6 protein-coding genes and 3 pseudogenes are annotated in these 7,402 nt (G+C 40.9%); 4 read left to right on the top strand and 5 right to left on the bottom strand.

Features of this window, described 5'->3' with window-relative positions:
• Positions 1-503: 503 nt before the first annotated feature.
• The 4 genes from H3M12_RS12765 to H3M12_RS12750 all read left to right on the top strand — a co-directional run bounded on the left by H3M12_RS12765 (position 504) and on the right by H3M12_RS12750 (position 3,862).
• Positions 504-971, top strand: coding sequence for a Dps family protein (locus tag H3M12_RS12765; RefSeq protein ID WP_003587210.1), 468 nt, complete (start codon positions 504-506; stop codon positions 969-971).
• A 246-nt stretch (positions 972-1,217) separates the two neighbouring features.
• Positions 1,218-1,961: an ABC transporter ATP-binding protein gene (locus H3M12_RS12760; protein WP_003581836.1), complete on the top strand. Its 744-nt coding sequence runs from the start codon at positions 1,218-1,220 to the stop codon at positions 1,959-1,961.
• Positions 1,939-3,186: an ABC transporter permease gene (locus H3M12_RS12755; RefSeq protein ID WP_182151163.1), complete on the top strand. Its 1,248-nt coding sequence runs from the start codon at positions 1,939-1,941 to the stop codon at positions 3,184-3,186. The genes H3M12_RS12760 and H3M12_RS12755 overlap by 23 nt, the downstream gene beginning before the upstream one ends.
• 4 nt (positions 3,187-3,190) lie before the next feature.
• Positions 3,191-3,862, top strand: a complete 672-nt coding sequence (locus H3M12_RS12750) for a TetR/AcrR family transcriptional regulator (protein WP_168850516.1) — start codon at positions 3,191-3,193, stop codon at positions 3,860-3,862.
• A gap of 103 nt (positions 3,863-3,965) precedes the next feature.
• Here the strand turns inward: H3M12_RS12750 and H3M12_RS12745 are convergent.
• From H3M12_RS12745 to H3M12_RS12725, 5 genes and pseudogenes are all read right to left on the bottom strand, one after another.
• Positions 3,966-4,589 (bottom strand): annotated as a pseudogene (locus H3M12_RS12745) (nicotinate phosphoribosyltransferase); the annotation flags it as partial.
• A 1-nt stretch (position 4,590) separates the two neighbouring features.
• A pseudogene (locus H3M12_RS12740) lies at positions 4,591-4,845 on the bottom strand (DUF536 domain-containing protein); the annotation flags it as partial.
• Positions 4,838-5,773, bottom strand: coding sequence for a replication initiation protein (locus H3M12_RS12735; RefSeq protein WP_063285835.1), 936 nt, complete (start codon positions 5,771-5,773; stop codon positions 4,838-4,840). The pseudogene H3M12_RS12740 and the gene H3M12_RS12735, both read right to left, overlap by 8 nt.
• A gap of 709 nt (positions 5,774-6,482) precedes the next feature.
• Complete coding sequence (locus H3M12_RS12730; protein ID WP_054737378.1) at positions 6,483-6,695, bottom strand: hypothetical protein; 213 nt, start codon at positions 6,693-6,695, stop codon at positions 6,483-6,485.
• Positions 6,696-7,070: 375 nt separating this feature from the next.
• A pseudogene (locus H3M12_RS12725) lies at positions 7,071-7,394 on the bottom strand (hypothetical protein); the annotation flags it as partial.
• Positions 7,395-7,402 lie beyond the last annotated feature (8 nt).

Raw genomic sequence — 7,402 nt, 5'->3', positions numbered from 1 at the left:
TTTTGAGGGGTTATTTGTGAGTTATAGACCCTATATATTCATAGCCCCTTTCTGTTTGGTGTTAAAGTATTAGTCATCGATGTCATGCACTATCTTGTTTAGCTCCGTTTTGATGGAACTGGAAATATTTTCTAAATTGAAATGATTATATATTTCTTTATCCTTAAGCATCCTTTTTTGTGCCTTATTTAATTTACACTCATTGTTACCCACTACCCATTCATCCTTTGTACGTATAAAGGGGTTTTGCGCACTTTCCTTTAACGCGTTTTGAACATCTTCATAAGGTAAATAAAATTCAATTGTAGATTTATTTAATTGGTAGATTGTAAAATTAGTCCGAACAGCGTTCGGATTAATTTTACAATCTACCAATTAACGTCTCCATCTTTTCAAAACGACTTAATTCTACGGGCTATAAATAACTTAATTTGCCAGTGTATAACGTTTCAGATTAAGCTACCACTAAGTTATAATAACCATATCGAAAGGAGATCAATCTAATGAAATATACGAAAACCAAAGCAGTATTAAATCAACTCGTTGCCGATTTGAGCCAGATGTCAATGATTATCCATCAGACGCATTGGTACATGCGTGGACCCAACTTTTTGAAGTTGCACCCCTTGATGGATGAGTTCATGGAAGAAATTGACAGCCAACTCGATGTCATTTCTGAACGGCTGATTGCGCTTGATGGCAGTCCTTACTCGACCTTAAAAGAAATGGCCGAAAACACTAAGATTCAAGACTGGCCTGGTGAATGGGACAAAACAACCCCAGAACGCCTCGCACACTTAGTTGATGGCTATCGTTACTTGGAAGACCTTTACCAACACGGCATTGAAGTATCCGATGTTGAAAAAGACTTCAGTACCCAAGATATTTTCATTGGTCTCAAAACCGCAATTGAGAAGAAAATCTGGATGATTCAGGCAGAGCTTGGGTCGGCGCCGGAAATTGATGAATAAAATAATATTAAAAAATCGGTAGGCTTAAACATTGCTAACGCTTATATCAGTGCTGCTATTTAATTAAAATGCGACATCCCAACAACGGGGTGGCGCATTTTTGTTTGCAATGCGGTGACAAATAGGCCGGAAACAAAATAAGTGAGTGATAACTCATTTTAATGTTGACAAACCGAGATGTACTGATTATACTAAGGCCATTAAGTGAGTGAGCATACACTCGTTTTGAGAAAGAGGGTTATTAAAATGGCAACGGATTATGTCATCGCCAAGCAGGTCAGCAAGCACTTTGGTCATCAGCAAGTGCTCAATCAGATTGATTTGACACTGCCGGCTGGAATGATTTATGGCTTGATTGGGCCATCAGGAGCTGGGAAGACCACCTTGATCAAGAGTATTTTAGGGATGGAAGCTGTGGATAGTGGCACTGTTAAAGTCATGGATACGGTGATGCCCAATAGGGCGGTAATGGCGCAAGTAGGGTATATGGCCCAAAGTGACGCTTTGTATGAGACACTAACGGCCCGTGAAAACCTGACCTTGTTTGGGCAATTGATGAGCGTTCCAAAAATAAAGTTAGCACAAATGATTGATTATGCAGCCGGATTAGTTGATTTAACGTCCCAATTAGACAAGCGGGTCAGTGGCTATTCGGGTGGGATGAAACGGCGCTTGTCGTTGGCAATTGCCCTGATTCAGGATCCCCAATTATTGATTTTAGATGAACCGACCGTTGGGATTGATCCAGAATTACGGCAACAAATTTGGACCGAACTAAATAAGCTCAAGGATACCGGTAAGTCGATGCTCGTGACAACGCATGTCATGGACGAAGCAGAACGGTGTGATTATCTCATGTTGATTCGGCACGGGATTGCGCTTGCTGAGGGGACACCCGCGGCACTGAAACAACAGTATGCAGTAGATACGATCGAACAGGTCTTTTTGAAAGCGGGGCGGATGCAAGATGCGAACGATGGCAATCGTTAGACGAGTTTTTAAGCAAATGTTACGTGATAAGCGTACCTTGGCGCTGATGTTTTTGGCACCATTGCTGATTATGACGCTGATGTATTTCTTATTTCAAAACAACACGACGCAATTAGCAAGCTTGGGTGTTCATCATGTAGACCAATCCGTGGTTAACGTGATCGATACCAAAAACGTGACGATTCATCATTATGATAGTTCACAGGCACGGAAAATGATTAAGCAGCATGATCTAGATGGCTATTTGACTCAGAAAAATGGTCAATTGACGATTACTTATTCAAATAGCAATCCAACCAACACGTCTTTAATTAAGGCGAGTTTACAATCAGGATTAGTCAAGTTGAAAATAAAGACGCTGGTGACCGTTACTAAGAAACAGCGCGCGGCCCTTGAATCGCAACAAGCCGCTTTGAAGAAGCTGACAGCAGCCCAGACACAAGCAACGGTGACCAAGCTGAAGACTGCCATTGCACAAGCCCAGGCCCGCGGTGACCAGGCAACTGCTGAGAAATTACAAAAGCAACTCAAGCAAGCCACAGCCACGACGTCTAGTTCGACTCAGTCAGCTAAAGCAACCAGTTATACGACTAAGTCTCATTATATTTATGGTAGTAGTGATTCAACGTTCTTTGAAAGCTTTTTGCCAGCCTTTCTCGGTTTCTTTGTCTTCTTCTTTGTGTTCTTGATTTCTGGCGTTTCACTTTTGAATGAACGTACTACTGGAACCCTAAGCCGGCTACTTGCAACCCCAATTCGACGGAGTGAAATTATTATGGGCTATCTAATTGGTTATGGGGGCTTTGCCATCATTCAGACTGTCCTGACCGTTGTTTTTACAATTACGGTCTTCAAGATTCACTTAGTTGGTAGTATTTGGCTGGTCTTTCTGACTAACTTATTATTAGCGTTAGTGGCTTTGACCTTGGGTATCTTTATTTCCACCTTTGCTAACTCAGAATTTCAAATGATTCAGTTTATTCCACTGATTGTTGTACCACAAATCTTTTTTGCTGGGTTGGTTCCAGTCGATGGCATGGCCAGTTGGTTGCAAGCAATTGCCCACATCATGCCGTTATACTATGGTGCTAATGCGTTGACGGCTGTTGTGACAAAGGGTGCTGGGCTTGGCGATATTGGTGTCAATTTGTTAATATTAGTAGGGTTTATGGTCGTACTAACAATGTTGAATATTGTTGGAATGAAACGTTATCGGAAGGTGTGAGGATATGGAACGATCACGGATACGGGATTATTTTCAACAGGATCTAAGTCAGAATGAAACGATTCCACCTAAGCAACGGGCCATCCTCCAGGCAAGTCTCGATTTGTTTGCTGAAAAGGGTTTTGACCAGACCAGTACTAGTGATATTGCACAACGGGCCGGCGTTGCGGAGGGGACGGTCTATCGGCGGTATAAGACTAAGGCTGCCTTACGGGATGCCATCTTAGCACCAATTGCCGCGCACATTGTGCCAATTTTAGCGAGTGATTTTTCAGAGGATAAATTACGGCAGCGTTATCCCAGTCTACAGGCATTCGTCACAGCAATTTTTACGGACCGAGTTGCATTTGCTAAAGCTAACGTGAAAGAGTTAAAGGTCATTTTTGAAATGGCAGCTTTTGACGCCGAACGACGCGAACAGCTTCTTAGCCAGATTGCGCCTAAGATGGTCAAGCAGATGGGAAGTGTCATAAATCAACTAAAAGCAGATCATTTGATTGTGGATTGGCCGAATGATTTGATACTGCAAAGTTTGTTATCGCAGCTATTCGGTTACCTAGCGCGGTTAATGCTGGAATTGCCGGGAACTGAGATTGAGCGCGAACAAGCGTATCTGATTACGGTGATGACCAAAATATTGACCCCGGGTGAACATGATCAAATTACTGGTCAGTGAGCTAAGTGTTACTTGATATAAATTAAAGCCACTTCTGTACTTAGCGGTCATTTAAACGCTAAGTACAGAAGTGGCTTTAGTCGTTGCTACGCGTGTTCGTTTGTTAATCTGCTAGTATCGTCATTTTATTCAACAAACTAGTTTGTAACTGGCTGAGTGTGGTCGTCATGTAGACCGGGTAAAGATCTGGGTTGACGAGCCGCTGGGTTGTTCGTGGGAGCTCGGCAAGTTTAGCCTGGGTCGTTGCCTGAATGGTTGTAACCGGAATTGACGTGGTGTTGGACAAATCTACCGGCGCGAGTAAGGGCCGGGCTTCAAAATGGGTGAGTCGCTGTTGACGGTCGACACTGAGTGGGTCACTGGTGACGACGGTTAGGCTGGTCGCATCAACGATCGTCTCGGTAGCTAGTGCAATCAAATCAGCAAAGGCCCGCTGAGTTCCTGGTTCGTACAGACGATAGACTTGCTTATCACCAGGAATCGTTAGTTTTTCGCGACTGGCACTGACCTTGATCTTGGGGGTGCTCTGACCATTGCTCTCAGTTGCCGCAAGCTTGTAGACGCCACTTAGAACCGGTGCGGACGCGCTAGTGATGAGCTTTTCACCGATACCAAAATTATCGATCGGTGCGCCTTCGTGCAACAGCGAGGTAATGATGTGTTCATCCAATGCGTTAGAAATAGTGATTTTGGCATTGGGAAAGCCAGCCGCGTCCAATTGTGTCCGGTTTTCTTAGAGTAGCAATTAGCTCATTATTTTTTTTGCTAGTCTTTGTCGCTTTTTTGCTACCTATTTGTTGATCTTTTGCTACCAAAGGCTTTGCTACCTTGTCCCTAATAATCCTTTCAGCTGTAAGGCTAATCATGTTTGTACCTTGACTATCTTTTTGTTGGTTCTTTGTTGGTAGTCTTTGGTAGTGATATTGAATAGTTTGTTTAGAGACCTTCAATTCATCAGCAAGTTCTCTAATAGTTTTAGGCATGTTTTCCAAACCCCTTTCGGAGTTCAGAAAGCATTTCTTGTCTTGTCTGATCTCTTATTGTTTTATCATGCTCAATCTGTCGTTCGGCTAAAATCTGTTTTTCAGTTGAGCCTAGTGGTAGGCCTTTAACTTTATCGGTAGCACGCCATTTTTCTTGTTCTGTTAATTCACCATTATTCTGGATATTAAAAAGTTTTTGACGCTCATCTTGGAACTTACCTTGAGAAAAGTCGTTTGCGTCTTTTCTTTCAGGCTTCCAAGTAAAAGTATAACCAATCACTGGTTTCCCACGACCTTTACCATATTTTTTTCGTATAGTTAGGCCTCTAAACAAAGGGGTTAGTTCTTCCTTAATTGGGCGAATAACCCTAGATTCAACGTTCGCAGGCTTACTCCAATAGCTTTGTGGAATATCTAGTAGTTCAAAGAAATCATTTTTAGAAAAATAAGCATAACCAGTGGTTCGGAATTGTTTAAGAATACGAAAAGTTGTTTTTGCGTAACTACTCTTTAAATCTCGAAACTCTGTCAAAGCATAACGAACCCAACTTTCGAGATTATTTAGAAGTTTCAACGCTTTGGGATAAATTTGAATATCAACATAAGGAACGTCTGCAGATCCCTTAATTTCAAATCGAGTGAACATGACAAACATCTCTCTATCAAGACCATCTTTACTTCGAGAGCCAAATCTAAGACCTAGTATTTTTTGATATGTACTTTGTATGTCATCAATAAACCGATTATTTGCGGTTGGCTTATAGGCACTTAACTCTTTTAACTGATCAAAGGTAAATCTAACAGTATCATCACCTTTATCACGCATTCTAGAAACTACAGAAAAGAACAAGTTCATTTCTACAGGAGTAAACCTTCGCAAGGGGATTGTATTTAATTCAGGGTCATATTTGACTAATTCATTGCTCATAAAATAACCTCCTTGAATAATACTACCTTATTTGAATACAGGAGTAAATAAATGTAGTCGATAAACAGACAAAATGTAGTCGATAAACAGACAAAATGTAGTCGATAAACAGACAAAATGTAGTCGATAAACAGACAAAATGTAGTCGATAAACTTCTGTACGCCTTGGGGGAGTAAGGCGCAAGAGGGGTCTAAAAGAGGTTTAAAAGAGGTTTATAAAAGAGGTATATAAGAGGCACCACTGTACGAGATACAAACCTAAAACAAAAAAAACACAAAGGAGTGAGCCAAAAACCGGCTCACATTAAACTCCAGTCGCACAGCTCCTTGCGCCTCACGCTGTTCGTTGCTTAAAAGGTGCGGCAAGCCACGTTTATTCGGGCGCTGACGCCCCGAACCCCGTCCAAGCTGAACCAGCTTGACCGCTTTTTCACTCGCCGTTAGGCAGGAAAGCAAAGTTTCTATAAAACTTTGGCTTTCGCCATTTCAGTGTTAAGACTGGTTTAGAGCTGTCAATTCCTTATGCTCCCACGCTACGCTCGTCCGCTACCATTGACAGCAAACAGTTAGTTTTTCTGAATCTTAACAAGAATCTAACTGCTATATTCGTTTTTAAGGGCCTTATTTCTCGTTTCTAGCGATTTTGAGACTGTTTATATATATTTATACCAAAGCAAAAATAAAAAGCCCTCAGCAGGCTATTAGAGGGCTAAATAACGAAGCCAGGACGATTAATAATATCTTCTTGTCTTTTTTGCAAAACATAAGTGTATAAGGAATCATACAAATTCTTTTTGATCTCGTCAGGTTCATTGACAGAAGCTTCAAACAATTCTTGAATATCAACTTGCCAAGGATCAGCAAGCATTTCATCAATGGTTTTTAATACTTTCTTTTCGTCCATCTTGATTACTCCTAACATCAAAATAATGATTTCAGTTTAAATTTACAGATTTTACAGCACCGTTATTCAAAATTTGTTACCAAGCTCATAAAGATTCTTTGCACAGAACGATTAAAAAAATTGGCTTAAAACAGTGGAATCTGCAACATTTTTTAAGTATCTAAAGCATAACAAACTTAGTTAAGTGTAAGCATAAGTTGAATTAAGAATACATTCAATTCAACCATGGCAAAAATTGATTCTATGGTTATCAGCAGACCGAGTGAAACGAGGTCAATGCGCACTTACACCCTTGACACTTGTCAAGGGTAGATTTAATACCCATTTCGATGGGTATTATTTGTATTAGAAGGCTAGCGCCAACGATAAAAAGCCTAGAGCCAAATCTCAAGATTAATCAATCACATTACGAAGGATCCAATGACTATAAGCAAGACGAGCACCGGGAGTTATTACCCAAGGGTGATTAATTTCGAAAATTTGAATTTCAGTTGCTAAGTAAAGTGGCGTCTTACCATGATTAAAAGCAAAAACGGGTTGCGGAAAATCAGGCTTACTAGCAACTTGATGAACACTTTGACGAGAGTTCATCTGCCAACGAATTTTTAAATCTTCACGCGACAATAATTTTGGCAGGTGTGTTTTTTCAATTTGAGCTTGCCGTTGCAACTTTTGTGTAAACTCTTGTTTAGTCTTGTTTTGATGCCAATCATCAAAAGATCATA

The organism is Levilactobacillus suantsaii, from assembly GCF_014069315.1.
Lineage (GTDB): Bacteria > Bacillota > Bacilli > Lactobacillales > Lactobacillaceae > Levilactobacillus > Levilactobacillus suantsaii.
The sequence above is the reverse complement of the archived record's forward strand: the minus strand, read 5'-3'. Positions and strand labels throughout refer to the sequence as shown.